This is a genomic window from Pseudomonas tumuqii, from assembly GCF_013184545.1.
In the GTDB taxonomy this organism is placed as follows: domain Bacteria; phylum Pseudomonadota; class Gammaproteobacteria; order Pseudomonadales; family Pseudomonadaceae; genus Aquipseudomonas; species Aquipseudomonas tumuqii.
In genome coordinates, this window is the sequence record NZ_JAAOJA010000009.1 from 79,339 (window position 1) to 105,368 (window position 26,030).

General features: G+C 66.1%; 21 protein-coding genes and 2 riboswitches. Of the genes, 5 read left to right on the forward strand and 16 right to left on the reverse strand.

Annotated features, from left to right (window positions below; genetic code table 11):
• Nucleotides 1–147: 147 nt before the first annotated feature.
• Nucleotides 148–2,055 carry a 1-deoxy-D-xylulose-5-phosphate synthase gene (gene dxs / locus G9C89_RS16760; protein ID WP_172150023.1) on the forward strand — a complete coding sequence of 636 codons (1,908 nt, stop codon included), beginning with the start codon at nucleotides 148–150 and terminating at the stop codon, nucleotides 2,053–2,055.
• 71 nt (nucleotides 2,056–2,126) lie between these two features.
• A riboswitch (cobalamin riboswitch) is annotated at nucleotides 2,127–2,350 on the forward strand.
• Between the two features lie 101 nt (nucleotides 2,351–2,451).
• Nucleotides 2,452–4,356 carry a TonB-dependent receptor domain-containing protein gene (locus tag G9C89_RS16765; RefSeq protein ID WP_172150025.1) on the forward strand — a complete coding sequence of 635 codons (1,905 nt, stop codon included), beginning with the start codon at nucleotides 2,452–2,454 and terminating at the stop codon, nucleotides 4,354–4,356.
• Between the two features lie 141 nt (nucleotides 4,357–4,497).
• On the opposite strand, the gene G9C89_RS16770 is transcribed toward G9C89_RS16765, so the two are convergent.
• The 16 genes from G9C89_RS16770 to G9C89_RS16845 all read right to left on the reverse strand — a co-directional run bounded on the left by G9C89_RS16770 (nucleotide 4,498) and on the right by G9C89_RS16845 (nucleotide 20,044).
• Entirely contained in the window at nucleotides 4,498–5,295 is a 798-nt protein-coding gene (locus tag G9C89_RS16770; protein ID WP_172150027.1) for a cobalamin-binding protein, read from the reverse strand.
• Complete coding sequence (locus G9C89_RS16775) at nucleotides 5,295–5,711, reverse strand: MFS transporter (RefSeq protein WP_172150029.1); 417 nt, start codon at nucleotides 5,709–5,711, stop codon at nucleotides 5,295–5,297. Before G9C89_RS16775 ends, G9C89_RS16770 begins: the two co-directional genes overlap by 1 nt.
• On the reverse strand, nucleotides 5,708–6,328 hold the full coding sequence (gene ribA, locus G9C89_RS16780) for a GTP cyclohydrolase II (protein WP_172150031.1): 621 nt from the start codon (nucleotides 6,326–6,328) through the stop codon (nucleotides 5,708–5,710). The genes G9C89_RS16775 and ribA overlap by 4 nt, the downstream gene beginning before the upstream one ends.
• Before the next feature lie 152 nt (nucleotides 6,329–6,480).
• Nucleotides 6,481–7,128 carry a retropepsin-like aspartic protease family protein gene (locus tag G9C89_RS16785; RefSeq protein ID WP_172150033.1) on the reverse strand — a complete coding sequence of 216 codons (648 nt, stop codon included), beginning with the start codon at nucleotides 7,126–7,128 and terminating at the stop codon, nucleotides 6,481–6,483.
• Nucleotides 7,129–7,145: 17 nt separating this feature from the next.
• Nucleotides 7,146–7,874: a transporter substrate-binding domain-containing protein gene (locus tag G9C89_RS16790; protein WP_172150035.1), complete on the reverse strand. Its 729-nt coding sequence runs from the start codon at nucleotides 7,872–7,874 to the stop codon at nucleotides 7,146–7,148.
• A gap of 16 nt (nucleotides 7,875–7,890) precedes the next feature.
• The gene (locus G9C89_RS16795) at nucleotides 7,891–8,403 is read right to left on the reverse strand and encodes a phosphatidylglycerophosphatase A family protein (RefSeq protein ID WP_315852827.1); all 513 of its coding nucleotides are present in this window, start codon (nucleotides 8,401–8,403) and stop codon (nucleotides 7,891–7,893) included.
• Complete coding sequence (gene thiL, locus G9C89_RS16800; protein WP_172150348.1) at nucleotides 8,396–9,364, reverse strand: thiamine-phosphate kinase; 969 nt, start codon at nucleotides 9,362–9,364, stop codon at nucleotides 8,396–8,398. The genes G9C89_RS16795 and thiL overlap by 8 nt, the downstream gene beginning before the upstream one ends.
• Nucleotides 9,365–9,465: 101 nt before the next feature.
• Entirely contained in the window at nucleotides 9,466–9,951 is a 486-nt protein-coding gene (gene nusB, locus G9C89_RS16805) for a transcription antitermination factor NusB (protein ID WP_172150037.1), read from the reverse strand.
• Nucleotides 9,948–10,424 (reverse strand): 6,7-dimethyl-8-ribityllumazine synthase, encoded by a 477-nt coding sequence (gene ribH, locus G9C89_RS16810; RefSeq protein WP_079204576.1) that lies wholly within the window; start codon nucleotides 10,422–10,424, stop codon nucleotides 9,948–9,950. The genes nusB and ribH overlap by 4 nt, the downstream gene beginning before the upstream one ends.
• A gap of 185 nt (nucleotides 10,425–10,609) precedes the next feature.
• Complete coding sequence (ribBA, locus tag G9C89_RS16815) at nucleotides 10,610–11,704, reverse strand: bifunctional 3,4-dihydroxy-2-butanone-4-phosphate synthase/GTP cyclohydrolase II (protein ID WP_172150039.1); 1,095 nt, start codon at nucleotides 11,702–11,704, stop codon at nucleotides 10,610–10,612.
• Nucleotides 11,705–11,716: 12 nt separating this feature from the next.
• The gene (locus G9C89_RS16820) at nucleotides 11,717–12,379 is read right to left on the reverse strand and encodes a riboflavin synthase (protein ID WP_172150041.1); all 663 of its coding nucleotides are present in this window, start codon (nucleotides 12,377–12,379) and stop codon (nucleotides 11,717–11,719) included.
• Nucleotides 12,380–12,504: 125 nt separating this feature from the next.
• Nucleotides 12,505–12,665, reverse strand: a riboswitch (FMN riboswitch).
• Between the two features lie 172 nt (nucleotides 12,666–12,837).
• Nucleotides 12,838–13,704 (reverse strand): MBL fold metallo-hydrolase, encoded by an 867-nt coding sequence (locus G9C89_RS16825; protein WP_172150043.1) that lies wholly within the window; start codon nucleotides 13,702–13,704, stop codon nucleotides 12,838–12,840.
• 75 nt (nucleotides 13,705–13,779) lie between these two features.
• Nucleotides 13,780–14,961, reverse strand: a complete 1,182-nt coding sequence (locus tag G9C89_RS16830; RefSeq protein ID WP_172150045.1) for an acetyl-CoA C-acetyltransferase — start codon at nucleotides 14,959–14,961, stop codon at nucleotides 13,780–13,782.
• Nucleotides 14,962–15,100: 139 nt separating this feature from the next.
• Nucleotides 15,101–16,873: an acyl-CoA dehydrogenase C-terminal domain-containing protein gene (locus tag G9C89_RS16835; protein WP_172150047.1), complete on the reverse strand. Its 1,773-nt coding sequence runs from the start codon at nucleotides 16,871–16,873 to the stop codon at nucleotides 15,101–15,103.
• A 62-nt stretch (nucleotides 16,874–16,935) separates the two neighbouring features.
• The gene (locus G9C89_RS16840; RefSeq protein ID WP_172150049.1) at nucleotides 16,936–18,309 is read right to left on the reverse strand and encodes a solute carrier family 23 protein; all 1,374 of its coding nucleotides are present in this window, start codon (nucleotides 18,307–18,309) and stop codon (nucleotides 16,936–16,938) included.
• A gap of 112 nt (nucleotides 18,310–18,421) precedes the next feature.
• A complete protein-coding gene (locus tag G9C89_RS16845; RefSeq protein ID WP_172150051.1) occupies nucleotides 18,422–20,044 on the reverse strand; it encodes an acyl-CoA synthetase in 1,623 nt (540 codons plus the stop codon).
• A gap of 256 nt (nucleotides 20,045–20,300) precedes the next feature.
• On the opposite strand from G9C89_RS16845, the gene G9C89_RS16850 reads away from it, so the two are divergent.
• From G9C89_RS16850 to G9C89_RS16860, 3 genes are all read left to right on the forward strand, one after another.
• A complete protein-coding gene (locus G9C89_RS16850; RefSeq protein WP_172150053.1) occupies nucleotides 20,301–22,598 on the forward strand; it encodes a PAS domain-containing sensor histidine kinase in 2,298 nt (765 codons plus the stop codon).
• Nucleotides 22,595–23,242: a response regulator transcription factor gene (locus G9C89_RS16855; RefSeq protein WP_172150055.1), complete on the forward strand. Its 648-nt coding sequence runs from the start codon at nucleotides 22,595–22,597 to the stop codon at nucleotides 23,240–23,242. Before G9C89_RS16850 ends, G9C89_RS16855 begins: the two co-directional genes overlap by 4 nt.
• Nucleotides 23,243–23,356: 114 nt before the next feature.
• The gene (locus G9C89_RS16860; RefSeq protein ID WP_172150057.1) at nucleotides 23,357–26,008 is read left to right on the forward strand and encodes an EAL domain-containing protein; all 2,652 of its coding nucleotides are present in this window, start codon (nucleotides 23,357–23,359) and stop codon (nucleotides 26,006–26,008) included.
• Nucleotides 26,009–26,030: the final 22 nt, after the last annotated feature.

The window sequence follows — 26,030 nt, forward strand, 5'->3', positions numbered from 1 at the left end:
CATGGTCGCGATGGCTCAAGCGGTAAATGGCATCGCGGGCATGGCCCGCTCCTGCCCATAGGTTTCAAGGACGCCACAGCTTGTTTGGGCAGTTTCCGGCGCTTCGGGTAAACTGCCGCATCTTTTGCACCTATAACGATCAGCCTGATGCCGACGACCTTCCACGAGATTCCTCGCGAACGCCCACTGACGCCCTTGCTCGACCGCGCCAACACGCCGGATCAGCTGCGTCGCCTGGGCGAGGCCGAGCTGGAAACCCTGGCCGACGAACTGCGCCAGTACCTGCTGTACACGGTCGGCCAGACTGGCGGGCACTTCGGCGCGGGCCTCGGCGTGATCGAACTGACCGTCGCCCTGCATTACGTCTTCGATACCCCGGACGACCGCCTGGTGTGGGATGTCGGTCATCAGGCCTATCCGCACAAGATCCTCACCGGCCGCCGTGAGCGCATGGCCAGCCTGCGCCAGAAGGACGGTATCGCCGCCTTCCCGCGCCGTAGCGAGAGCGAGTACGACACCTTCGGCGTCGGCCATTCCAGCACCAGCATCAGCGCCGCCCTGGGCATGGCCATCGCCGCGCGCCTGCAGGGCAGCAAGCGCAAGAGCGTGGCGGTGATCGGCGACGGCGCGCTGACCGCCGGCATGGCCTTCGAGGCGCTCAATCACGCCTCCGACGTCAACGCCAACATGCTGGTGATCCTCAACGACAACGACATGTCGATCTCGCAGAATGTCGGCGGCCTGTCCAACTACCTGGCCAAGATCCTCTCCAGCCGCACCTACGCGAGCATGCGCGAGGGCAGCAAGAAGATCCTCTCGCGCCTGCCCGGCGCCTGGGAAATCGCGCGCAAGACCGAGGAACACGCCAAGGGCATGCTGGTGCCCGGCACCCTGTTCGAGGAGCTGGGCTGGAACTACATCGGCCCGATCGACGGCCACGACCTGCCGACCCTGCTCGCCACCCTGCGCAACATGCGCGACCTCGACGGCCCGCAGTTCCTCCACGTCATCACCAAGAAGGGCAAGGGCTTCGCCCCGGCCGAAGCCGACCCGATCGGTTACCACGCGATCACCAAGCTGGAGCCGATCAACGCTCCGCTCTCCATCCAGAAGCGGGTCGCTGGCCCCAAGTACTCCAGCGTGTTCGGCCAGTGGTTGTGCGACATGGCCGCCGAGGACCCGCGCCTGGTCGGCATCACCCCGGCGATGAAGGAAGGCTCGGACCTGGTGGCCTTCAGCGAACGCTACCCCGAGCGCTATTTCGACGTGGCGATCGCCGAACAGCACGCGGTGACCCTGGCCGCCGGCATGGCCTGCGACGGCATCAAGCCGGTGGTGGCGATCTACTCGACTTTCTTGCAGCGCGCCTACGACCAGTTGATCCACGACGTCGCGGTGCAGCACCTCGACGTGCTGTTCGCCATCGACCGTGCCGGCCTGGTCGGCGAAGACGGCCCGACCCACGCCGGCAGCTTCGACCTGTCCTACCTGCGCTGCATCCCCGGCATGCTGCTGATGACCCCCAGCGACGAGAACGAGCTGCGCCGCATGCTCACCACCGGCCACCTGTTCGACGGCCCGGCCGCGGTGCGCTACCCCCGCGGCAGCGGCCCGAACGCAGCTATCGAGCCGGGCCTGACGCCGCTGGAAATCGGCAAGGGCCTGGTCCGTCGCCAGGGCGCGAAGGTCGCCCTGCTGGTGTTTGGCGTGCAACTGGCCGAGGCGCTGAAAGTCGGCGAGAGCCTGGACGCCACCGTGGTCGACATGCGCTTCGTCAAACCGCTGGACGAAGCCCTCGTCCGCGAACTGGCCGGCAGCCACGCACTGCTGGTGAGCATCGAAGAAAACAGCATCATGGGCGGCGCCGGCAGCGCGGTCAGCGAATTCCTCGCCCGCGAGAACATCCTCAAGCCGCTGCTCCACCTCGGCCTGCCGGACTACTACGTCGAGCACGCCAAGCCAAGCCAGATGCTCGCCGAATGCGGCCTCGACCAGGCCGGCATCGAGGCGGCGGTGCGCCAGCGGTTGTCGCTGCTGGAAACGACTCAAATGTAGGAGCGATCCAACAAGCCTGCTCGGCAACTGCGAGCGGCTTGTGCTTCTACCCGCCGTACCCTATGGTGCGCGGCGTTTTACTTGTCCGAGGTCGCCGACAGCCGCAAGGCCCAGGCGTGAAAAGGGAAGCAGGTGCGTAGCCGTCGACTCGACTGCCGCAATGCCTGCGCTGCCCCCGCAACGGTAACCGACAGCGCTCATGCGCAGGCTTTCTCGATACGCCACTGGGTTCGCCTGGGAAGGCGGGAAAGTGCCAGTCGGCAGCCCGGAGACCTGCCTCGGCGCGATGTGACTGGTGTTGCGGAGGGCATCACCGTCAAGCGCTGGCTATCGCCTCCTTGCCCGGTGCTTGTCCCTGCCCTCCTCGAAAGTGTTCCGTCTTTTGAGGATTTACCGATGAAATTGTCCCGACTTGCCCTGGCTGTGGCCCTGCTGCCGCTGGCTGCTCATGCTGATCAGGCCAGCAACCGCGCCGACTCACTCGAATTGCAGCCGTTGATCGTGACCTCCGGGCGGCAACTGGAACCACGACGCCAGGCGACGACTGCGACCAGCGTCTTCACGCGCCAGGATATCGAACGCCTGCAGGTGCGCAGCGTGCCCGAACTGCTGAGCCGCGTGCCCGGGGTATCGATCGTGCAGAACGGCGGCCGCGGCAGCCTGACCAGCGTGTTCCTGCGCGGCGCCAACTCCAATCAGACCCTTGTGCTGGTCGATGGCGTACGCCTCAACGCCGCCGCCAGTGGTCTGGCGCGCCTGGAGTTCCTCAGCCCCGAGCAGATCGAGCGGGTCGAAGTGGTGCGCGGGCCACGCTCGGCGCTTTATGGCGCCGACGCCATCGGCGGGGTGATCCAGATCTTCACCCGCCGCGGCGAAGCCGGCCTGCAGCCGCGCCTGCGCCTGGCCGCGGGCAGCCAGCAGAGTTTCGAACGCAGCCTCGGTCTGTCCGGCGGCGACGCGCAAACCCGCTTCGACCTCGGCGCCAGCCTCGACGAATCCGCGGGCTTCGACCGCTCCAACGATTCCCGCGGCCGCGATGGCGATCATGATGGCCTACGCCGCCAGGCCCTCAACCTGAGCCTGGAGCATCGCTTCAACGAGCGCCTGAAAGGCGGTTTCAACCTGCTCGATCAGCGCGGCGAGACCGAGTACGACGACCTCTTCAGCTTCGACCCGGGCAACCCCAGCGAGCGCTTCAGCCTTTCCAGCGTCGCCGGTCACCTGGAGGCCCAGCTGCTGGATGCCTGGAGCAGCCGCCTGGAACTCGGCCATGTCGAGGACAAGAGCGACAACCGCGATCGCTTCAACGCGTTTAACAACTTCGCCTTCAACACCTACCGCGACTCCGCCAGTTGGCTGAACACCCTGCAACTGGGCGATGCTCATCAGCTACTGCTGGGTGCGGATTGGTACGAGGATCGCCTGACCAGCGACACCGACTTCAGCGAAACCGAACGCTGGAACCAGGCGGCCTTCGCCCAGCATCGCTATCAGGGCGATGGCTTCGCCACCGAACTGGGCCTGCGCCATGACAACAACGAGCAGTTCGGCAGCGAGAACACGCTGAACGCCGCACTGACCCTCAACCTCAGCCAGCAGCTGGACTTGCTGCTCAGCTATGGCGAAGGCTTCCACGCGCCGACCTTCAACGACCTGTACTTTCCCACCTCGGCATTCTTTGGCGGCAACCCCGACCTGGATCCGGAACGCTCCAAGACCTACGAGGTGCAATTGCGCGGCGAGCATCTGGAGACCATCTGGAGCCTGGCGGCCTACCGTACCGAGGTGAAGGACCTGATCACCGTGGTCAGCGACCCGCTGACCTTCTTCAGTCAGCCGCAAAACGTCAGCAAGGCACGCCTGCAAGGCGTGGAGTTGAGCCTGGAGCGCGACCTGCTGGGCTGGCAGGCGGTATTGGCTGCCGGCTGGGTCGATCCGCGTGACCGCGACAGCGGCCATACCCTGCCCAGGCGCGCCAAACGCAGCCTGAGCCTGGATCTCGACCGTCAGTTCGGCGACTTCGGCGCCGGCCTGACCTGGCAGGCGGTCTCCAGCCGCTACGACGATGCCGCCAATAGTATCGAAGTGGCCGGCTACGGCCTGCTCGGCCTGCGTGGCAGCTGGAAAATGACCGAAGAACTGCAATGGCAGGTGAAAGTCGACAACCTGCTGGACAAGGACTACAGCCAGGCCACCTATAGCCGTCCGGACGATGCCTTCTTCAGCAGCGTGACCCGCTATGGCTTCCGCGAGGAGGGCCGCAGTGGACTGCTCGCGTTGACCTGGACACCTCAGCTTTAACGCAGAGGTATAACGTAGCTGCTCCTACGAAATGCCCGAGAACCGTAGCCAGGACCATCACCGTGGGAGGGGCTTCAGCCGCGAATGTGACGGTAAAGCTTCGCGGCTAAAGCCCCTCCCACAGGGCGTTTAGCCCGGGCTTCAGCGCGCCTTGGCCAGCTGCTGGCACAGGCGCTCGGTCGCCTCCAGCATCTGGAAGCTGGGCCGCTCCAGGCCCTTGTCCGGCACCTGCCAGAGTTGCTTGCGCGCCACCGCGGTCAGGTGCGGCCAGATGCGCCAGGCCTCCAGCTGCGCACCGCTGCCGCCGAGGATCACCTCGGGATCGCGCTGCAGCACCGCCTCCACGCTGACCTGCGGCGCCGGCAGGTCGAGCTCGGCAAACACGTTCTCGCCACCGCACACGCGCAAGGCGTCGCTGATGATCTGCCGGCCACCGATGGTGTACAGCGGCACATCCCATATCTGGTAAAACACCCGCAGTGGCGGCTCACGCCGGTAGCGCGCGCTCAGTTCGGCCAGGCGCCGGCTGAAGCGCTGGCGCAGCGCCTGCCCTTGTTCGTGGCGGCCGAGGCGGGTGCCGATGGCGGCGAACTGCTCGGCCAGATGCGCCAGGTTGTGCGGCTCGGTGATCAGCAGCGGGATGCCGAAACGCTCCAGCTGCTGGCGCTGGGCGCTGCTGATGCTGTCCGGCCACAGCAGGATCAGATCGGGTTGCAGCTCGAGCAGGCTTTCCATTTCCAGTTGGCCGTAGCGCCCCACCGAGGGCAGGTGGGCCAGCGCCGCCGGCCGCTCGCCGCCATCCAGCACGCCGACCAGCAGATCGGCAGCCTCCAGCTCCACCACGATTTCACTCAGGGAGGGCGCGAGGCTGACCACCCGCTCGACCGCGCTCGCCGGCCAGGCCAGCAGCGCGAGCAGACAGGCGCAAAGACGGAGCATCAGCCGAGCTGGCGGGGAGTGCGGTAGAGGTAGAACAGGACGACGCTGGACAGCGCCAGGAGGATCAGCGGAATCGCCTCCAGTCCGGCGAACACCGCGATGGCGGCAATCCAGGCCGGCAGGCCGGCGCCGAGCAGGGCCAGCCGGCGCCGAGCGGCCAAGGCCAGCCAGGCGGCCGGCTCTGCGGGGCTGTCGAGGGCCTTTCCGGTGGCGATCACTGCGTGCTTGTAGGCATGGAACAGCGGCAGGCTGACGAACATCGACGCCAGGCCGACGATGAACAGCGGCATGGTCAGTACACCGACTTGCCGGTCCTCCCCGAACAGCAGATTAAGCACGAACAGCGGCGCCAGGGTCAGCCCCAGTTGCCACCACCAGGTCAGCGCCAGGCGACGGCGCACCTCGCTGCGGGTCACAGGCTTTCCTCGACCTCGCCCTGATGCAGGCTGCCGAGCATGTGTCCGAGCTTGCCGGCCTTGGTCGCCAGGTACTTCTTGTTGTGCGGGTTATGGTCAATCTGCAGCGGCACGCGGGTGGCCACGTTGATGCCCATATCGCCCAGCGCCTTGACCTTGCGCGGGTTGTTGGTCATCAATTTGAGGGCCTTGATGTGCAGGTGTTCGAGCATCGGCAGGCAGATCGCGTATTCACGCTGATCGGCACCAAAACCGAGGAGTTCGTTGGCCTCCACCGTATCGGCGCCGCCATCCTGCAGCTCGTAGGCGCGGATCTTGTTCAGCAGGCCAATGCCGCGGCCCTCCTGTCGCAGATAGAGCAGGACGCCACGCCCTTCGGCGGCAATCGCACGCATCGCGGCTTCGAGCTGGAAGCCGCAGTCACAGCGCAGGCTGAACAGCGCATCGCCGGTCAGGCACTCGGAATGCAGGCGCCCCAGCACCGGCTCGCCATCGGCGACATCGCCAAAGGTCAGCGCAACATGCTCCTTGCCCGTGGCCGTTTCGAGAAAGCCATGCATGGTAAACACCCCGAACGGGGTAGGCAGCTGGGAGGCGGCGACGAACACGACAGACACCGGATGCTCCTAAATAGATAAGGGCTGGAAATTTGCGAGGGCGCATTGTAACAGCAGCCCCTGCCAGCGGGTCAGCTTGAATTACCGATGATAAGGATCGGATAAGCCGCAACTAAGGGATAGCAGGTCGGGCTTGTGGCGTATGCCTGCTGTCAGTGCTTGGATTCCAGCACCAGCAGATCCTGCTCCACCCGCCAGCCGACCCGACTGAGGAAGCTCATGCCGAGCAGCGCCTCGGTGGGCGAGCCACCCTCCAGCACCACCGCCTCGACGCCCAGCACTTCCATTGTGCCGATCTTGACGCTGTTGAGGTTGACCCGCCAGCCACGCACGGTGCCGCTGGCGGTACTGACCTGCAGCGGCCGGCCGACCACCCGGTAATCGATGCCCAGGCGGCGGGCGTGGCCATCGTTGAGGGCGACCGAAGTGGCACCGGTGTCGACCAGAAACTGCAGCGGATGGCCGTTCACCGAACCGGCGACCCAATAGTGCCCGCCGATGCCTTTGGCAATGCTCAGCTGGCGCGTGCTCGGCTCGGCAAAACCTTCACTGTATTCGCGGCTCAGGGTATAGGCGCGCTCGACGCCATCCACTCGCAGCACGGCGCCGCGGCTGTCGGCACTGACCACCAGCACCCCACCGGGACCGGTCTGGCCGACTTTTACCAGCTTGCGCTGACCGTCGACATTGAGCACCGCGGCGCCGGGGAACAGGCCGACCACCAGCACCTGGGGCGCCGCCCAGCTCAGCCCGCAGGCCAGCAGCAGTGCAGCGACAATCCAGCATCTCAGTCGATCCATCAGGCTCTCACAATCGTTTAATCGAAGGGATAGGGCTGCTGCCAGCGCTCGAACAACGGCCGCAGACTGCCCTGCTCGACCAGATGCGCCATGCGTCGATCGTACAACTGGGCCAACGCCCGACCACGCGGATTATCGGCAAACCCCAGATACAGCGGCAAGCGGGTCAGATCGGTAATCCGGTAACGCGCCGGATCGCTGGCCGTCTCGAGTGCCTCGTCGACCTCGGTGCGCGCATCGATATAGAAATCCGTGCGGTCAAGGTTCAGCATATTGAGAATATCGCTTTGCCGCTGCACTTCCCGGTAACGGGTCAAATTCGGCAGATAACGCTGATACTCGTAGCCACGCATCCATACCAGGCGAAACTCGCCGAGCGTTGCCAGGTTGGGCGCCGGCAGCGTGATCAAGCCCAGCGCACTGATCTGATCGACGTCGTAATGCCAGCGCGGGTAGAACACGCCGGCGTCCACCTCATTGCGGTAGGAACCGACCCAGGCGTCGGCCTCGCCGCGCTGCACCAGGCCGATGGAGCGGGTATAGGGCACGCTGTGGATCACCAGTTCGATGCCTTCGGGCTCGAATACCTGGCGCAGAATGTCCCAGGCCAGACCACTGCCGTCGGCATTGGTATGGTCTTGCCAGGCCTCGCTGGCCAGGCGAATTTCCCGCGGCGCAGCCGGCTCGGCCAGGGCGCATGAGCAGCCCAGCAGGCCCAGCAGTATTGCCAACCAGCATCTCGCCATGATCGATCTCGGTCTGTTACAGGCCCAGCCCGCTGGCCAGGCCATTGGCCCAGCCCCACACGAGCAACTGCATGGCCAGCCAGGCGAAGACCCCGGCCAGCACATCGTCGAGCATGATACCGACACCGCCATGCACGTGCCGGTCGATCCAGCTGATCGGCCAGGGCTTGAGGATGTCGAACAGGCGGAACATCAGGAAACCCACCAGCAGCCAGCCCCAGCCTTCCGGCACCAGCCACAGGGTGATCCACATGCCGACCATTTCGTCCCAGACGATGCCTTCATGGTCATGCACGCGCAGGTCTTCGGCCACCTTGCCGCACAGCCAGAAGCCGAACAGCATGGTGATGCCGAGCATCAGCCAGTAGCCCCAGTCCGGCAGCATCTGCCACAGCGGGATGAACGGCAACGCCACCAGCGAGCCCCAGGTGCCCGGCGCCTTGGGCAGGGTGCCCGAGCCGAAGCCGAAGGCGATGAAGTGCCACGGATTGCGCCATACCGATGGCGGCACGCTTAGCGGTTCAGTCACCGTCACTCCCGAAATGTTGATAGCCCCGCGCCTGTGGCGTGATGCCTTGACCACGTTGATCCAGCAGTTGTACGCCCGAGCCGGCTTCGACGCGACCAATCACATGCACCGGCCAGCCCTGCGCCTGCAAGCCGGCGAGATGCTCGGCCGGCAGGGTAAAGGCCAGCAGGTAATCGTCACCACCGCTCAGCGCGCAGTCGCGCGCGCCAGCGGCACCGAGCAAGGTCAGCAGCGCCTGCGACAGCGGCAGGCGCGCCTGCTCGATCAGCAGCGCCACGCCCGAGGCGGCGGCGATATGCCCGCAGTCGGCCAGCAGGCCATCGGAAATATCCAGCGCCGCCGTGGCCTTGCCGCGCAGCGCCACGCCCAAGCCAAGCTGCGGTCGCGGCGACCAGTAGCGCGCCAGCAGGGGCTCGGCAATCTCGGCCGGTGCCTGGCGCTGACCGAGCACCAGCGGCAAGGCGCCGGCGCCATCGCCCAGCTCGCCGCCCACGCAGAGCAAATCGCCGGCCCGGGCGCCGGCCCGAGTCAACGCCAGGCCACGGGGCACCCGGCCGAACACGGTCAGGGTCAGGCTCAACGGTCCGCGCGAGGTATCGCCGCCGATCAGGCGCACGGCGCAGTCCCGCGCCATGCGATCGAGGCCGCGGGCGAAGGCTTGCAGCCAGTCCGGTTCGGCGCGGGGCAGGGTCAGGGCCAGGGTGAAGCCGATGGGGGTCGCGCCCATGGCGGCCAGGTCACTGACCGACACGCCCAGCGCGCGCTGGGCCAGCAGAAACGGATCGGCCGCCTCGGGAAAATGCACCCCGGCAACCAGGGTGTCGGTGGAAACCGCCAGCTGTTCGCCAGCCGGCAGCTCCAGCAGCGCACAGTCGTCGCCGATGCCCAGCGCCACGCCCGCGCCGGCCTGCGCGCAGGCCGCCGCGGCGAAGTAACGACGAATCAGCTCGAACTCACCCACAGGCGGCAACGCCTGCCCGGAGCGCCGTGTCACGCGCCGCGATCTGGCTGATCGCGACCTGGCCGGGCGCACGCAACCCGCAGCAGCTGTTCAAGAGGCTGTCAGCGCCGGTTGGCGCGGACTTCGTCCGCCCGCAGGCGCGGTGCCAGTTTGTCCAGCACACCGTTGACGAACTTGTGCCCGTCGGTGGCGCCGAACACCTTGGCCAACTCGATGCCTTCGTTGATCACCACGCGATAGGGCACATCGAGGCGGTTCTTCAGCTCGTAGGTGGACAGCCGCAGAATCGACAGTTCGACCGGATCGATCTCGGCGATCGGGCGATCCAGCAGGGGCTCGAAGGCACCGTCGATCTCGCTCTTCTGCCGCGGCACGCCGTGCAGGATCTCGTGGAAGTAGGCACCGTCGACCGTGCTGAAATCGTTATCGACGCGAAACTGCGCCTCGATCTCGTTCAGTTGCTGACCGGCCATGTGCCAGGAGTACAGCGCCTGCATGGCCAGGGTGCGTGCCTGACGCCGCGCCAGGGTCTTGCCGCTGGGGGCCTTGGGACCTTTCGGCGCTTGCGGCTTGTCGTTCTGGCTCACTTGGCCTCCAACTGCGCCAGCAGGCTGACCATTTCCAGGGCGGACAGTGCAGCTTCCGCGCCCTTGTTGCCGGCCTTGGTGCCGGAGCGCTCGATGGCTTGCTCGATGGAGTCGACGGTCAGTACGCCGAAGGCCACCGGTACGCCGAATTCCATGGACACCTGGGCCAGGCCCTTGGTGCATTCGCCAGCGACGTATTCGAAATGCGGGGTGCCGCCACGGATCACCGCACCCAGGGCGATGATCGCGTCGAACTCGCTACGCTGGGCGATTTTCTGCGCCACCAGGGGGATTTCGAAGGCGCCCGGCGCACGGATGATGGTGATGTCGCTTTCGCTCACACCGTGGCGCACCAGGGTGTCAACGGCGCCGCTTACCAGGCTTTCGACAACGAAGCTGTTGAAGCGGCCGACCACCAGGGCGAAGCGGCCCTTGGGGGCGATGAAAGTACCTTCGATGGTCTTCAGGGTCATAAAACAATTCTCATATAGCGTTAAAGAGCCAGGGGGCAAGAAATCTATAGTCCAACGGAACAGCGCGTGGCGAGCGCAGGACAGACAAGGCGGAAACAGGCGAGGCTGCAGAGTTTACCGGGGTAAGTGAGCAAGCCGAGCCTGTTTGCAACGCAGTATGTCCAAGCGCAGTCGCGCGGCGGTCGTTATTCAGCGGGCAGGTATTCTACAACTTCCAGGTCGAAACCGGATATCGCATTGAACTTCATCGGCGAGCTCATCAGGCGCATCTTGCGCACGCCCAGGTCGCGGAGGATCTGCGAGCCGGCGCCGACGGTGCTGTAGGTGGTCGGATTGGCCACTTTCGCCTCGCCGCCCAACTGGCGCTCCAGGTGTGCCAGCAAGTCCGGGCCGGTCAGCGGGTTGCCCAGCAGCAGCACCACGCCGCTGCCATCCTTGGCGACTTGCGCCATGGCCGCACGCAGGCTCCAGCGGCCGGGCTGCTTGACCATGAACAGGTCGCGCAGCGGGTCCATGTTGTGCACCCGCACCAGGGTTGGCTGATCGGCGCAGATGGTGCCCAGGGTCAGCGCCATGTGCACGTCGTTCTCCACCGAATCGCGGTAGGTCACCAGGTTGAACTGGCCCAGCTCGCTGTCCAGGATCTGCTCGCTGACGCGCTCGACCGTGCGCTCGTGGATCAGCCGGTAGTGGATCAGGTCGGCGATGGTGCCGATCTTGATGTCGTGGGCCTTGGCGAACTCTTCCAGCTCGGGACGCCGGGCCATGGTGCCGTCGTCGTTCATGATTTCGCAGATCACGCCGCTCGGCTCGAAGCCGCCCATGCGTGCCAGGTCGCAGGCCGCTTCGGTGTGACCGGCGCGGGCCAGCACGCCGCCGGGCTGGGCCATCAGCGGGAAGATGTGGCCGGGGCTGACGATGTCGTCGGCTACCGCGTGCTTGGCTGCCGCAGCCTGCACGGTGCGCGCGCGATCGGCCGCGGAGATGCCGGTGGTGACCCCGACGGCGGCCTCGATCGAGACGGTGAACTTGGTGCCGAAACCGGAGCCGTTGCGCGGCGCCATCAGCGGCAGCTTGAGCGTTTCGCAGCGTTCGCGGGTCATCGGCATGCAGATCAGGCCGCGGGCGAAGCGCGCCATGAAGTTGATGTGCTCGGCGCTGACGCACTCGGAGGCGATGATCAGGTCGCCTTCGTTCTCGCGATCCTCGTCGTCCATGAGGATGACCATCTTGCCGGCGCGGATGTCTTCGATCAGTTCTTCGATGCTGTTGAGAGCCATGCTGGCGATTCCTTAATTCTTCAGGTAGCCGTGTTCGGCCAGAAAACTTTTCGTCAGGCCCGGGGCATTTGGCTCGGCGGCCTTGTCGCCGAGGAGCAAACGTTCCAGGTAACGCGCCAGCAGATCCACTTCCAGGTTGACCTGCTTGCCGGGTCGGTAGTCGACCATGATGGTCTCCGCCAGGGTGTGCGGCACTATGGTCAGCTCGAATTCGGCGCCATTCACCGCGTTGACGGTCAGGCTGGTGCCGTCGACGGTGATCGAGCCCTTGTGCGCGATGTACTTGGCCAGTTCGCGCGGCGCACGAATGGTGAATTGCACGGCGCGGGCGTTATCGGCGCGGGCGATGACTTCACCGACACCGTCGACATGGCCGCTGACCAGATGGCCGCCGAGGCGACTGGATGGCGTCAGGGCCTTTTCCAGGTTGACCCGGCTGCCGGCCTTGAGGTCGATAAAGGCGGTGCGCGCCAGGGTTTCGCGGCTGACATCGGCCCAGAAGCCGTCGCCGGGCAGCTCCACCGCGGTCAGGCAGACGCCGTTGACCGCGATGCTGTCGCCCAGCTTGACGTCGCCCAGGTCGAGCTTGCCGGTGGCCACATAGACCCGCACGTCACCGCCCTTGGGCGTCAGCGCACGGATGCTGCCAATGGATTCGATTATGCCGGTGAACATGGGTCCTCCGGTACTCGGCTGAAGATGATGTTGAACAGCATGAATGAACTCCTGTTTTGAGCAAAACAGGGCAATGCCGATCGATAGGGATTTCACGGGTGCGCACAGGGCGCCCGAGGAGGGAATCCCGCTCTCTCTTTATCCGGACTATACCGTCGGCCCCGGAATCGCACCGGGTCTGCTGTCCTTGCCGGGTTGCTTACGCAACCCGGGCAAGCGCTCGCGGGCTAGGCACTTGAGCGCCATTACCGCCGGTGGGGAATCACACCCCGCCCTGAGAACGTTGCGGCCATCAATGGTGGCCGAGACGCGTTTTACCATAATTGCCGCGCGCCTGCATCGCCACACGACGGTCTGTGCTGGCCGATGGCCGATTTGGCACGGCTGCTGTCGCGGGGAGCACCGTTAGCTTGCTGCGCTGAGCCCCACCCAGGGGTGTGCCGGCAGCCCGAGGCTGGCTATTGATCCAGCGCCTGCACCGCGCTGCGGGTGTGGGTCAGGCCATAACGGCCCTTGTCGTCACGCACCAGCTGGCCCATGGCGATTTGCGGGTCATGGGTGAAGACCAGGCGCCCACCGCGGGCCAGCAGGTCGGCGAGTAATGCCTGCTTCTCCTCGATCAGGCCTTCGGGGAAGCGGTCGTAGCCCATGGTGATCGGCAGGTGCACCCAGGGCGCGCCGGGAATCAGGTCGCTGGGGAACAGCACCGGGCCGCCGGGCATGGCCACTTCCGGCAGCAACAGCCCCGGGGTATGGCCGTCGCTCCAGTGCAGGCGCCAGTCCGGGCCGAGCAGTTGGCACTGTGCGGTTTCCTCCAGCAGGCTCAGGCGACCGCTGCTTTCCAGCAGGCTCAGCAGTTCTGGGATATACGAGGCACGGTCGCGGGCGTGGGGCTGGCAGGCGCGTTGCCACTGGCGCTGGCCGGTGACATAGCGTGCATTGGGGAACAGCAAGCGCGGCGGTTGATCCTTGGCCCAGGCGGCGAGCAGGCCGCCGGCGTGGTCGAAGTGCAGGTGGCTGAGCACCACGATGTCGATGTCGGCATCGCTCAGGCCCCGTTCGGCCAGGCTGTCGAGCAGCACATGACGGTCTTCCTGGACGCCGAAGCGGTCTTTCAGTTCGGGGCTGAAGAAGGCGCCGATGCCGGTCTCCACCAGGATATTGCGCTCCTCTTCCTGCACCAGCAGGGCGCGGCAGCCGAGGTCGATGCGGTTCTGTGCATCGGGCGTCATCCAGCGCTGCCAGAGCGCCTTGGGCGCGTTGCCGAACATGGCGCCGCCGTCGAGTTTCTGGCTGTTGCCGGTGAGGGTGGTCAGGCTGCGCATAGACTTCTCGTTTTGTGTCTGCTCTCGGTGCGCATGGCCTAGGCGGCCCCGCGCACCCTGCGGTCGGGGCGTGGTTCAGTCGCGCTCGATGGCCAGGGCCACGCCCTGACCGCCGCCGATGCACAGGGTGGCCAGGCCCTTGTGCGCGTCGCGGCGAACCATCTCGTGAATCAGGCTGACGAGGATACGACAACCGGAGGCGCCCAGGGGATGGCCGAGGGCGATGGCGCCGCCGTTGACGTTGACCTTGGCGCTGTCCCAGGCGAGTTCGCGGCCGACGGCGATGGCCTGGGCGGCGAAGGCTTCGTTGGCTTCGATCAGGTCGAGCTGATCGAGGCTCCAACCGGCTTTTGCCAGGGCCTTGCGTGTGGCGAACACCGGGCCGATGCCCATGATCGACGGGTCGACTCCAGCGCTGGCGTGGGCCTTGATCCGCGCCAATACCGGCAGGCCGAGGGCGGCGGCTTGCTCGGCGCTCATCAGCAGCACGGCGGCCGCGCCATCGTTGAGGGTCGAGGAGTTGCCGGCGGTGACGCTGCCGTCAGCCTTGAAGGCCGGCCGCAGTTTGCCCAGCGAGTCGAGGCTGCTGTCGGCGCGGGGTTGTTCATCTTCCTGGAACAGCAGGCTGTCGGCATAGCGCTGGGGAATTTCGATCGGGGTGATTTCCGCGGCGAAGCGTCCGGCTTCGATCGCGGCACAGGCGCGCTGCTGCGAGCGGGCGGCGAAGGCATCCTGTTCTTCGCGGCTGATGCCGTAGCGCGCGACCAGATTTTCCGCGGTGATGCCCATGTGGTAGTCGTTGGACGCATCCCACAGGCCGTCGTGGATCATGCTGTCGAGCAACCGCCCGTGACCCATGCGCAGGCCATTGCGCGCCTGCGCCATGACGTAGGGCGACAGGCTCATGTTCTCCTGGCCGCCGGCGATGATCGCCTCGGCATCGCCGCAGCGGATCGCCTGGGCGGCGAGGATCACGGCCTTGAGGCCGGAGCCGCAGACCTTGTTCAGGGTCATGGCTGGCACCGTGTACGCCAGGCCGGCCTTGAGCACCGCCTGGCGCGCCGGATTCTGCCCGGCGCCGGCGGTTAGTACCTGGCCGAGGATCACCTCGTCGAGTTGCTCGGCGGGCAGGCCGCTGTCGGCAAGCAGGCGGCGGATCACCGCGGCGCCCAGTTCTGGCGCCGGGATGCGGCTCAGCGAACCCTGGAAGCAGCCAACGGCGGTGCGGGTGGCGGCGACTATGACGACTTCACGCATAAGATTTCCTCGCAGGCGCGTGCCTGGCGGTATTGTCTGGTGCGCGCGGCCTAGGCGGCCCCACGTACCCTACGGCTCGAATAAAAAAGCGCGACGCCTTGGGGACGCCGCGCAAACGCTCAACTATTGCTGCTGCCGCTCAGAACTGCTCGGCGCCCAGCCCATACAAGGGCGCACTGCCGGCGCGGATGCTCGCTTCCAGGCTCAGGGTGCGCGGTAGCAGGCGGGTAAAATAGAAGGCCGCAGTGGCCAGCTTTCCGCCGTAGAAAGTGGGGTCCTCGGCGCGCTTGGCCTCGGCCACCGCCGCCATGCGTGCCCACATGTAGGCGTAGGCGACGTAGCCGAACAGGTGCAGGTACTCCACCGAGGCGGCGCCGACCGCATTGGCATCCGTCTTGGCCTGTTCCAGCAGCCAGCCGCTGACCGCTTCCAGGCGTTCCAGGGCGGTGACCAGCTCGCTGCCGTAGGGCGTTTCGTGCTGGTGGGCGAAGTGGCGGACTTCGGTGGCGAACTGGCGCAGCCCGGCACCGCCGTTGGCCACCACCTTGCGGCCGAGCAGGTCGAGGGCCTGGATGCCGTTGGTGCCTTCGTAGATCTGCGCGATGCGCACGTCGCGCACCAGCTGCTCCTGGCCCCACTCGCGGATGTAGCCGTGGCCGCCGAATATCTGCTGGCCGTGCACGCAGCTTTCCAGGCCGATGTCGGTGAAGAAGGCCTTGGCCAGCGGGGTGAGCAGGGCGACCAGGGCGTCGGCCTGCTGGCGTTCCTCGGCGTCGGCGGAGAACTTCGCCAGATCCAGCTGCTGGCCGACGTAACAGGCAAACGCGCGGCCGCCCTCGGTCATGGCTTTCATGCTCAGCAGCATGCGCCTTACGTCGGCGTGCACGATGATCGGGTCGGCGGCCTTGTCCGGCGCCACCTTGCCGGTGGCGGCGCGGCTCTGCAGGCGGTCGCGGGCGTAAGCGGCGGCGGCCTGGTAGGAGGCCTCGGCGCAGCCGATGCCCTGGATGCCGATCGACAGGCGCTCGTAGTTCATCATGGTGAACATCGCCGCCAGGCCCTTGTTGGCTTCGCCGATCAGGTAGCCGCTGGCGCCGTCGAAGTTGATCACGCAGGTGCTGGAGGCCTTGATGCCCATCTTGTGTTCGATCGAGCCGCAGCTCACCGCGTTGCGTGGGCCCAGGCTGCCGTCACTATTGACCATGACTTTCGGCACCAGAAACAGCGAGATGCCCTTGGGCCCGGCCGGCGCGCCCGGCAGCTTGGCCAGCACCAGGTGGATGATGTTCTCGGTCAGGTCCTGCTCGCCGCCGGTGATGAAGATCTTGCTGCCGCTGATGCTGTAGCTGCCGTCGGCCTGCGGTTCGGCCCTGGTGCGGATCAGGCCCAGATCGGTGCCGGCATGGGCCTCGGTCAGGCACATGGAACCGGCCCAGCGGCCTTCGTACATCGGCGGCAAATAGGTGGTCTTCAATGCTTCGCTGGCATGCGCGTCGATCGCCAGGCAGGCGCCGGAGCTCAGCGCCGAATAGAGGGCGAAGCTGGAACCGGCGGCGTAGAGCATCTCCTCGAACTGCACCGCGAGCATCTTGGGCATGCCCATGCCGCCGTAGGCCGGGTTGCCGGCCAGGCCGACCCAGCCGCCTTCGATATAGGTGGCGTAAGCCTGCTTGAAACCGGCTGGGGTATGCACCTCGCCGGCGACCCACTGCGCGCCTTCCTCGTCGCCGCTGCGGTTGAGCGGGGCGATCAGGCTGCCGGTGACCTTGGCCGCTTCTTCGAGAATGGCGTCGGCGGTGTCGGCATCCACGGTCTCGCTCAGGGCCGGCAGGCGTGCCCACAGGGCGGGGGCATCGAAGACTTCGTGGAGGACGAAACGCAGGTCGCGCAGGGGCGCGTTGTAGTCGGGCATGGGGCACCTCAAAGCAGAGTGCCGCAGGCGAACCTGCGGCGGGTGAATAGGGTTATAGCGTGTCAGTCGACTTCAGGCGCGCCGCTGGTCTTGTCCTTGCTCGAGGCGAACCTGAGCAGGTGGGTGCGCTCGACCAGGATGTACAGCGCGGCACCGGCGGCCAGGCCCCAGCCCGCGCCGTAGACGGCCAGGACCACGCCCATGGTGCCGGCGACACCGCGTTCGGTGTTGTTGTTGAGCTGTTCGAAACCCACCATCAGACAAATATAGCCGGTGAGAATCAGGGTCAAGGACAGGGCGATCGGCAGGACCGGCTGGAAGAAGCTCACCAGCGGCAGGGCGAACAGGGCGATGAAGCCGGTGATCCAGAAGGTCCCCGCGCCGCTGTAGATCGAGTCCATGGCCTTGCGCCCGTACTTGTAGCGCTCGGCCATGGTTGCGGCCACGGCGGTCCACAGCGGCCCGGCCAGGCCCGGATAAGGGGCGAAGAAGGCGTGCAGGGCGTTGCGCAGGGCGGTCACCAGGTGCACGCGGTCGATGTTGTTCTCGATTACTTCATCGGTGCGCAGCTCATCGGCGCGCTGCATCAGCGACTGGCCGACGATGATGTCGCCGAAGGCGATGATGTAGGCGATCACTGCCGTCGGCATGGCCAGGAGGAACACGTCCAGGCCGGGAAAGCCGACGTTGAACGGCAGGTAGTTCCACATCTCGGCGAAGGCCGGCGCGGTGATGCCGAAGCGCACGTCGGGCATCTTGTATTCGCCGACGGCGATGCCGATGAAGATGGCGATCAGCATGCCCGGTACCATGCCGTAGTTGACGATCTTGCGGGCGAAGGGCACGCGCTCGGTAAGGCCCTTGAACGACACCGAGAACATCAGGTAGAGGCAGATCAGGCTGCCCAGCACCAGGGAGATCGGCGTGTTGGCCAGGCGTCCGCCGCTGGAGATTTCGCCCATCAGCGCGGCGATGCCGGCGCCGATGATGATCCCGCCTTTCATCGAGTTGGGAATGATCTTGACCAGGGTGCTGCCCAGGCGGGTGACGCCGAGCACCAGGAAGATCACGAACACCAGAAACTGCAGGGCGAACAGCGCCTGAATCGCCTGCGGGCCGGGCGTGAAATCACCCAGAAACAGCAGCACCACCGGGATGCCCGGGGTGATCCAGCCGGGCACCATGGGCACCCCGAGCAGCGCCGGCAGCATGAAGCCGATGCCACACACCACCACATAGGCCAGAGCCACGTCGTAGGGCAGGCCGAGGTATTTTTCCAGCAGCGGAATCATCGCCAGGCTGACCACGAACATGATCAGCGCCTGGAGCATTTCCGCGGTTTCCCAGCGGTAGTGGATAAACGGCAGGCGCACCTTGAACGGGCCGAGCGGCCAGTAAGGTTGTTCATCGCCGTCACGACGCTTGAAGACTTGCATGAGGTTGCTCCGTCGGCCGCCTGGGCCGGTTATTGTTGTTGTGCAAACGGGGTTATCGACCCGTAGCCCGGATGCAATCCGGGCTACGGGGCTGGGCGAGTGGTTTTATCGATCAGAGCGCCTTGGCCATGTCGCGCAGGACGAACTTCTGGATCTTGCCGGTGCTGGTCTTCGGCAACTGGGTGAAGACCACGGTTTTCGGCACCTTGAAGCCGGCCAGGTGTTCGCGGCAGAAGCCGATGATGTCGGCCTCGCGGGTGCTCTGCTGGTCGACCTTGAGGGTGATGAAGGCGCAGGGCGTTTCGCCCCACTTCTCGTCGGGGCGGGCGACCACGGCCGCTTCCAGCACCGCCGGGTGGCGGTAGAGCACGGCTTCCACTTCGATGGTGGAGATGTTCTCGCCGCCGGAGATGATGATGTCTTTCAGGCGATCCTTGATTTCCACGTAGCCATCGGGGTGACACACGGCCAGGTCACCGGTGTGGAACCAGCCGCCCTCGAAGGCCTCGGCGGTGGCGCTGGGGTTCTTCAGGTAGCCCTTCATCACGGTGTTGCCGCGCATGAAGATCTCGCCGATGGTCTCGCCATCGCGCGGGGTCGGCTCCAGGGTTTTCGGATCGCCGACCATCAGCCCTTCCAGGGTCGGGTAGCGCACGCCCTGGCGCGACTTGATCTGCGCCCGCTGCTCCAGCGGCAGCTCATCCCATTCGGCATGCCAGGCGCACACGGTGACCGGGCCGTAGACTTCGGTCAGGCCGTAGACGTGGGTGACCTTGATGCCCATCTCCTCGACCGCGCCTATCACCTTGGCCGGCGGCGCCGCGCCGGCCACCATGGCATTGACCGGGTGCTCGATGGCCGCCTTGGCCGACTCGGGCATGTTGACCAGGGCGTTGAGCACGATCGGCGCGCCGCACAGGTGGCTGACCTTGTGCTCGCGGATCAGGTGGAGGATTTTCTGCGGATCGACGCGACGCAGGAACACATGCGCGCCGGCCAGGGCGGTGATGGTCCAGGGGTAGCACCAGCCGTTGCAGTGGAACATCGGCAGGGTCCAGAGGTACACCGGGTGGTGGCCCATGGCCCAGGTCATCTGGTTGCCCAGCGAGTTGAGGTAGGCGCCGCGGTGGTGGTAGACCACGCCCTTGGGGTTGCCGGTGGTGCCGGAGGTGTAGTTGAGGCTGATCGCCTGCCATTCGTCATCCGGCCATTGCCAGGCGAAGTGCGGATCGCCTTCGGCCAGCAGGGCCTCGTAGTCGAGGTCGCTGACCGCCTGGCCCTCGCCGTATTCCGGGTCGTCGACGTCGATCACCAGCGGCGGGTGGTCGAGCATGCCGACGGCGGCGTGGATCACTTCATGGAACTCGCGGTCGGTGATCAGCACCTTGGCTTCGCCGTGCTGCAGCATGAAGGCGATGGCCTCGGCGTCCAGGCGCACGTTGAGCGGGTTGAGCACCGCGCCGATCATCGGCACGCCGAAATGCGCTTCGAGCATCGCCGGGGTATTGGGCAGCATCAGCGCCACCGTGTCGCCCGGGCCGATGCCGCGGCCGGCCAGGGCCGACGCCAGGCGCCGGCAACGGGCATAGGTCTCGGCCCAGTCGCGGCGAATCGAACCATGGATCACCGCCGGGTAGTGCGGGTAGACGCTGGCGGTGCGCTCGAGAAAGCTCAGCGGGGAAAGGGCGATGTGGTTGACGGCGGCAGGCGCAAGGCCCTGTTCGTAGATCGACATGCGGGTACCCATGGCAGATTGTTTGCTCTTGTAGTGCCTGTTCGACGGGCGAACAGGCGCTTGCTGTTGCAACTGGGGGCTATTTATATATTCGCCTAGTAAAATATGGAAGTTAAACCATAGTTCTATAGTATGTTTGCTAGATGCCTTGATCGGATATAGGCCTTGGTCGCTTTGCATTCCGCGCGCGTTGCCCCGATGCTCGCGGCTGGTCAACACACGCCTGCGGGCAGCCCGCTGCGAGGAAGCAGATTCGATGAGTGAAATCCGCGTGCAGTTGCACAGCTGGCTGGCGTTGCAGCGCGAGGCGCTGCCCCTGGCGGTGCGCGCCGATGCCTTGCGCCGCACCCTGCACGCCTGTCCCGAAGTGCGTCAGGCGTTCTTTCTCGGCTGGCAGCCAGGCACCGGCATCTACAGCCATGAAGGCAGCGCCCCGCACCTGCCGCCGGGTTTTGGCGATCCCCTGCAGGCCAGCGATCAGTTGTTGTTCGAGGCGCTGGCGCAGCAGCCGCGCCTGGATCTGGCCGAGTTGCGCGGGTTGCCCTGCTGGCTGGCCGGCCGAGTGCGCCGCGCCGCCCTCAGTCACGGCCAGGTGCTGGCCCTGGAGCTGGACGAGGGGCGCCCCGGTTTGCTGCTGATCGAACTGCAGGAGGGTGTCAGCCTCGATTGGCTCGGCTTCATCCACGAGCTGCTGCTGGCCCTGCTGGCCAGCCTGCCGGCGCAGACGCGCGGCCACGCCCTGCTCGGCGCCGACCCGCAGCCGAGTCTGCTACTGGATGGGCAGGCGCAGCCGCTGCAATTGAATGCGGCCATGCTCGAGCTGCTCGGCGAACGGCCGTTGCCGGCGGTGGCGGCGTTGCTGCCGGTCAACGCGGCGCAGCTGGTGCGCGCCTGCCTGCAGCAGGATCGGGCGATCGAGGAAGTCGAGGCGCAGGTCGACGGGCAGATCCTGATCTGGTTGTTCGTGCCCGATCCCCTCGCTCAGCGGGTGCTGGCCCGTTGTCGCTTGGCCACCGCCCAGGTTCGCGCCGAGCGCGAGGCGGCCAAGGCCAGCCGCCTGTATCGCCTGATCACCGAAAACACCACCGACCTGATTTCCCGCCATACCCCGGACGGGCGCTTCCTCGATGCCTCGCCGGCCAGCTGGACGCTGCTCGGCTACTGGCCCGAGGAGCTGCGCGGCACCCTGGTGCAGGCGCTGTTCCATCGCCAGGATCAGGCCCAGCTGGTGCAGAGCACCCGCGAAGCGCTGGAGCAGGATGGCTATCACACCATGACCTTCCGCATTGCCCACCGCGATGGGCACTACCTGTGGTTCGAGACCGCCAGCCGGGCGATCCGCGAGACCTACACCGGTGCGGTGGTGGAAGTGGTCAGCGTGTCGCGCGACATCACCGCGCGGGTGCAGGCCGAGGAGAACAAGCGGCGTTTGGCCGAAGTGGTCGAGGCCAACACCGACCTGGTGCTGTTCATCGACCCGGCCGGGCGCCTGACCTACCTCAACCCGGCGGCCCGGCATGCCCTGAATATCGCCGCAGAGCAGCCGCTGCCGGCGCTGGATGCGCTGCTCGCCGAAGACGATTTGCAGCAATTGCAGGCCCAGGGCTGGGCCACCGCCGATAGCCGTGGCGTGTGGAGCGCCGAGGTGCGCCTGCGGCCGCTGGGGCCGCGCGCGCCCTTGCTGGTTTCGCTGGTGCTGCTGGCCCATCGCGGCAGTGGCGGCGAGCATTACTATTCGCTGGTGGCCCGCGACATGACCGAGCGCGAATTGCGCGAGGCCCAGCAGCGCCACCACCAGGACGAACTGGCGCACACCGCGCGGCTGGTCACCCTCGGCGAGCTGGCGTCGGGGATCGCCCACGAGATCAACCAGCCGCTGGCGGCGGTGGTCAACTACGCCAGCGCCAGCCAGCGCTACCTCAGGGCCCTGGGCACTAATCCGCAGGCGGCAGGCAAGGTCGCCCAGGGCCTGGAACGCATCACCGCACACGCCAACCACGCCGCCGAGGTGATCAAACGGCTGCGCGCCTTCCTGCGCAAGGGCCAGCGGCGTACCCAGGCCCTGGATATCGCCCAGGTGGCCCGCGAGGCGATGCGTCTGTGTCAGTGGGAGGCGAGCAACTGGCAGGTGAATATCGTCGAGCAACTGGCGGATAATCTGCCGCCGGTCTACGCCGACCGGGTGCTGCTCGAGCAGGTGCTGCTCAACCTGCTGCGCAACGCCATCGACGCCAACCGCGAAGCCCATCCGGGCCAGCCCTCGCGCATCGAACTGAGCGCCGGCGAGCGTGACGGCCAGTTGTGCGTCTGGGTCAGTGACCAGGGCCCGGGCGTGGAGGCGACGCAGTTGCAGCATATCTTCACCCCGTTCTACACCAGCAAGGCGGAAGGCCTGGGCCTGGGGCTGTCGATGAGCCGCAGCATTATCGAAGGCTTCGGGGGCGCCCTGGAGGCTCATCCAGGCCCGGCGGGCGGGCTCTGCCTGGAATGTCGGCTGCCGCTGGGGCGGGTTGACGAGGCCGCGAACGAGAACGACACGAGGAGCGAAGGATGAGCGGGCAAGCGCAACAACAGGTGTATGTGGTCGATGATGACCAGGGCATGCTCGACTCCACCGTCTGGCTGCTGGAGTCGGTGGGGCTCAAGGCCTTGCCCTTTACCAGCGGCCGGGCGTTTCTCGAGGCCTGTGCGGCCGAGACCCGCGGCTGTGTGTTGCTGGACGTGCGCATGCCCGGCATGGGTGGCTTGAATGTGCAGGAAGCCCTGCGCGAGCGCGGCATCGACATGCCGATCATCTTCGTCAGTGGCCATGCCGATGTGCCGATCGTGGTGCGCGCCTTTCGCGCCGGCGCGGTGGACTTTATCGAGAAACCCTACAACGAGCAGTTGCTGCTCGACAGCGTGCAGCAGGCGTTGAGTCGGCCGTCGGCGACCCCGGCGGTGGATCAGCGCCTGCAGGCGGTGCAGGCGCGCCTGGCCAGCCTCACCCCGCGCGAGCGCGATGTGCTGCTGCCGCTGGTGTGCGGTTACACCAATCGGCAAGTGGCCGAACAGCTGGAAATCAGCGTCAAGACCGTCGACCTCTACCGTTCGCGGGTGATGAAGCGCATGCAGGCCGAGACCCTCGCCGATCTGGTCGGCATGGCCATCGCCGCCGGCCTGGTGGACGCCCTGCAGCTGCGCGAGCCATCGAGCTAGCAGTCGTTTGCCCGATCTACGGTCTGAGCTGGCTGCTGGTAAATTGCTATCATGCGCTTTTGCTGGCCCTTGTCTCGCTGCCGGCCGGTATTGGTAACCCCTTCGAGTTGTTCCATGATCCTGAAATTTATCGAGAGCGCGGCTCTGCTGATCGCGCTGTGCTGGCTGCACGCCCTGAATATGCGGCATGTCCAGCCGCAACTGTTGCGCCAGCTGCTTGCCGGCGGCCTGTTCGGGGCTATCTGCGTGGTCGGCATGCTGGCGCCGTTCACCCTCCACGAGGGGCTGATCTTCGATGCGCGCAGCGTGGTGCTGAGCATGGCCGGCCTGTTCGGCGGCCCGCTGGTGGCGGCCATCGCCGGGCTGATGGCCGGTGCCTATCGACTCTGGCTGGGTGGCGTGGGGGTCGTTCCGGGCCTGCTCAATATCCTCATGCCGGTGCTGCTGGGCCTGGCCTATCGGGCGGCCTGCCAACGCAACTGGCTGCGCATCGGCGCCTGGCAGCTGCTGCTGTTCGGTGCGCTGGTACACCTGTTGCTGGTGCTGAGCCTGAGCCTGTTGCCCGCCCAGGATTTCAGCCAGGCGTTGCAGCAGGTGGTCGTGCCGATTTTTCTGGTCTTGACGCCGGCCACCCTGCTGCTGGGGCTGCTGTTGCAGGATATCTACCAGCAGGCCAGCGATCGCCAGGCCCTGCGCGAGAGCGAGGCGCGCCTGCGGGCGATCAGCGAGGCCAGCCCGGACCTGACCCTGGTGCTGGACGAGGAGGGGCGCTACCTGGAGGTGATGGCCCCCGACCCACAGCTGCTCTATGGCGGCGGTGAGGGCCTGGTCGGCAAGCGCCTGGCCGATGTGCTGTCGGTGGGTCAGGTGGAGCGCTTCATGGCCTTCATTGCCCGCACCCTGGCCAGCGACAGCCCGCAGACCCTGGAATACGGCATGCGCACGCCCTCCGGCCACCGGATGTTCGAGGGGCGCGCCAGGCGCCTGGATACGCCGCTGCAGGGCAAGCGGGCGGTGGTGTTCATCGCCCGTGATATTACCGATCGGGTCAATCTGGAGCTGGATCGGCGGATTGCCGCGATTGCCTTCGAGTCCCAGCAGGGCATGCTGATCACCGATGCCAGCACGCGGATCCTCAAGGTCAACCGCGCCTTCAGCCAGATCAGCGGCTACAGCGCCGCCGAAGCCATCGGCCAGACCACCCAGATGCTCAGCTCCGGGCGTCATGGCCCGGAGTTCTATCAGGCCATGTGGGAGACCCTGATCGAGACGGGCATCTGGGAAGGGGAGATCTGGAACCGGCGCAAGAGTGGCGAAGTCTTTCCCGAGTGGCTGGCCATCAGTGCGGTGCGTGATGAGCGCGGGCGGGTCAGCAACTACGTGGCTTCGTTGACCGATATCAGCGAGCGCAAGTCCGCCGAGGAGAAGATCAAGCACCTGGCGTTCTACGACGCCCTCACCGGCCTGCCCAATCGGCGCCTGCTGCGCGACCGCCTGCAGCAGGCGCGGGCGATGAGCCGGCGCAACGGCCAGCATGCCGCGCTGGTGTTTCTCGACCTCGACAACTTCAAGAATGTTAACGACCTGTATGGCCATCAGGTCGGTGACGAGCTGCTGTGCCAGGTTGCCGAGCGCTTGCGCCATAGCCTGCGTGAGCGCGATACCGTGGCCCGCCTGGGGGGCGACGAGTTCGTCGTCATGCTCGAAGGGCTGGAGAGCCGTGCCGAGGAAGCCGCCTCCCAGGTCGAACACCTGGGCGCCAAGGTGCTCGACGCCCTGCGCCAGCCCTATCTGGCCGGCGGGCACAGCCTGTTCAGCAGCGCCAGCCTGGGCGTGGTGCTGTTCAACGACGATCAGCATTCGGTGGATGAACTGATGCAGCGCGCCGACCTGTCGATGTATACGGCCAAGGCCGCGGGCAAGAACGCCCTGAGTTTTTACGACCCGCAGATGCAGGAGGCGGTCAGCGCCCGCCTGCAGCTGGAAGCAGATATGCGCCGGGGGCTGCAGAGCGGCGAATTCCTCCTGTATCTGCAGCCGCAGCTGGACCAACTGGGGCGCCTGAACGGTGCCGAGGCGCTGGTGCGCTGGCAGCATCCGCGGCGTGGCCTGCTCGGGCCTGGCGCCTTCATCACCATCGCCGAGCGCTGCGGGCTGATCGAAAGCCTGGATATGCAGGTGCTCGGCGCCGCCTGCGAGTTGCTCGCGCAGTGGGCGCAACAGCCGTATAGCGCCGGCTTGAGCCTGTCGGTGAATCTCAGTGCGCGCCTGCTCTATCAGGCGGACTTTGTCGAGGCGCTGCAACAGACCCTGCAACGTAGCGGAGCCAACCCCCTGCGCCTCAAGCTGGAGCTGACCGAGTCATTGCTGCTGACCGACATGGACGAAGCCATAGTGCGCATGCAGACCCTGCGAGACATGGGCATCCGTTTCTCCATCGATGACTTCGGTACGGGCTATTCGTCCATGGCCTATCTGCAGCAGTTGCCGCTGGATCAGCTGAAGATCGATCAGTCGTTCATTCGTGAGTTGCCGGGCAATCCCAGCAGCCTGGCCATCGTGCGCGCGATCATCGCCCTGGCGCAAAGCCTCAAGCTGGAGGTGATTGCCGAAGGCGTGGAAACCCTGGCCCAGCGCGACAGCCTGCTGAGCAATGGCTGTCTGCATTACCAGGGCTACTTTTTTGCCCGGCCCATGGCCGTGGCGGATTTTGCCGCGTCCGATCTGTTGCGGCCCAGGCTTGAAGGGACTGCATCTAAGGCTTGAAAACGGTGTCAGCCGTTTGCCT

Coding starts and splice junctions, on each gene's coding strand:
- dxs (WP_172150023.1), top strand. CDS start 148: ATGCCGACGACCTTCCACGAGATTCCTCGCGAACGCCCACTGACGCCC.
- G9C89_RS16765 (WP_172150025.1), top strand. CDS start 2,452: ATGAAATTGTCCCGACTTGCCCTGGCTGTGGCCCTGCTGCCGCTGGCT.
- G9C89_RS16770 (WP_172150027.1), bottom strand. CDS start 5,295: ATGCTCCGTCTTTGCGCCTGTCTGCTCGCGCTGCTGGCCTGGCCGGCG.
- G9C89_RS16785 (WP_172150033.1), bottom strand. CDS start 7,128: ATGGATCGACTGAGATGCTGGATTGTCGCTGCACTGCTGCTGGCCTGC.
- G9C89_RS16790 (WP_172150035.1), bottom strand. CDS start 7,874: ATGGCGAGATGCTGGTTGGCAATACTGCTGGGCCTGCTGGGCTGCTCA.
- ribH (WP_079204576.1), bottom strand. CDS start 10,424: ATGACCCTGAAGACCATCGAAGGTACTTTCATCGCCCCCAAGGGCCGC.
- ribBA (WP_172150039.1), bottom strand. CDS start 11,704: ATGGCTCTCAACAGCATCGAAGAACTGATCGAAGACATCCGCGCCGGC.
- G9C89_RS16820 (WP_172150041.1), bottom strand. CDS start 12,379: ATGTTCACCGGCATAATCGAATCCATTGGCAGCATCCGTGCGCTGACG.
- G9C89_RS16825 (WP_172150043.1), bottom strand. CDS start 13,704: ATGCGCAGCCTGACCACCCTCACCGGCAACAGCCAGAAACTCGACGGC.
- G9C89_RS16830 (WP_172150045.1), bottom strand. CDS start 14,961: ATGCGTGAAGTCGTCATAGTCGCCGCCACCCGCACCGCCGTTGGCTGC.
- G9C89_RS16835 (WP_172150047.1), bottom strand. CDS start 16,873: ATGCCCGACTACAACGCGCCCCTGCGCGACCTGCGTTTCGTCCTCCAC.
- G9C89_RS16840 (WP_172150049.1), bottom strand. CDS start 18,309: ATGCAAGTCTTCAAGCGTCGTGACGGCGATGAACAACCTTACTGGCCG.
- G9C89_RS16845 (WP_172150051.1), bottom strand. CDS start 20,044: ATGTCGATCTACGAACAGGGCCTTGCGCCTGCCGCCGTCAACCACATC.
- G9C89_RS16850 (WP_172150053.1), top strand. CDS start 20,301: ATGAGTGAAATCCGCGTGCAGTTGCACAGCTGGCTGGCGTTGCAGCGC.
- G9C89_RS16855 (WP_172150055.1), top strand. CDS start 22,595: ATGAGCGGGCAAGCGCAACAACAGGTGTATGTGGTCGATGATGACCAG.
- G9C89_RS16860 (WP_172150057.1), top strand. CDS start 23,357: ATGATCCTGAAATTTATCGAGAGCGCGGCTCTGCTGATCGCGCTGTGC.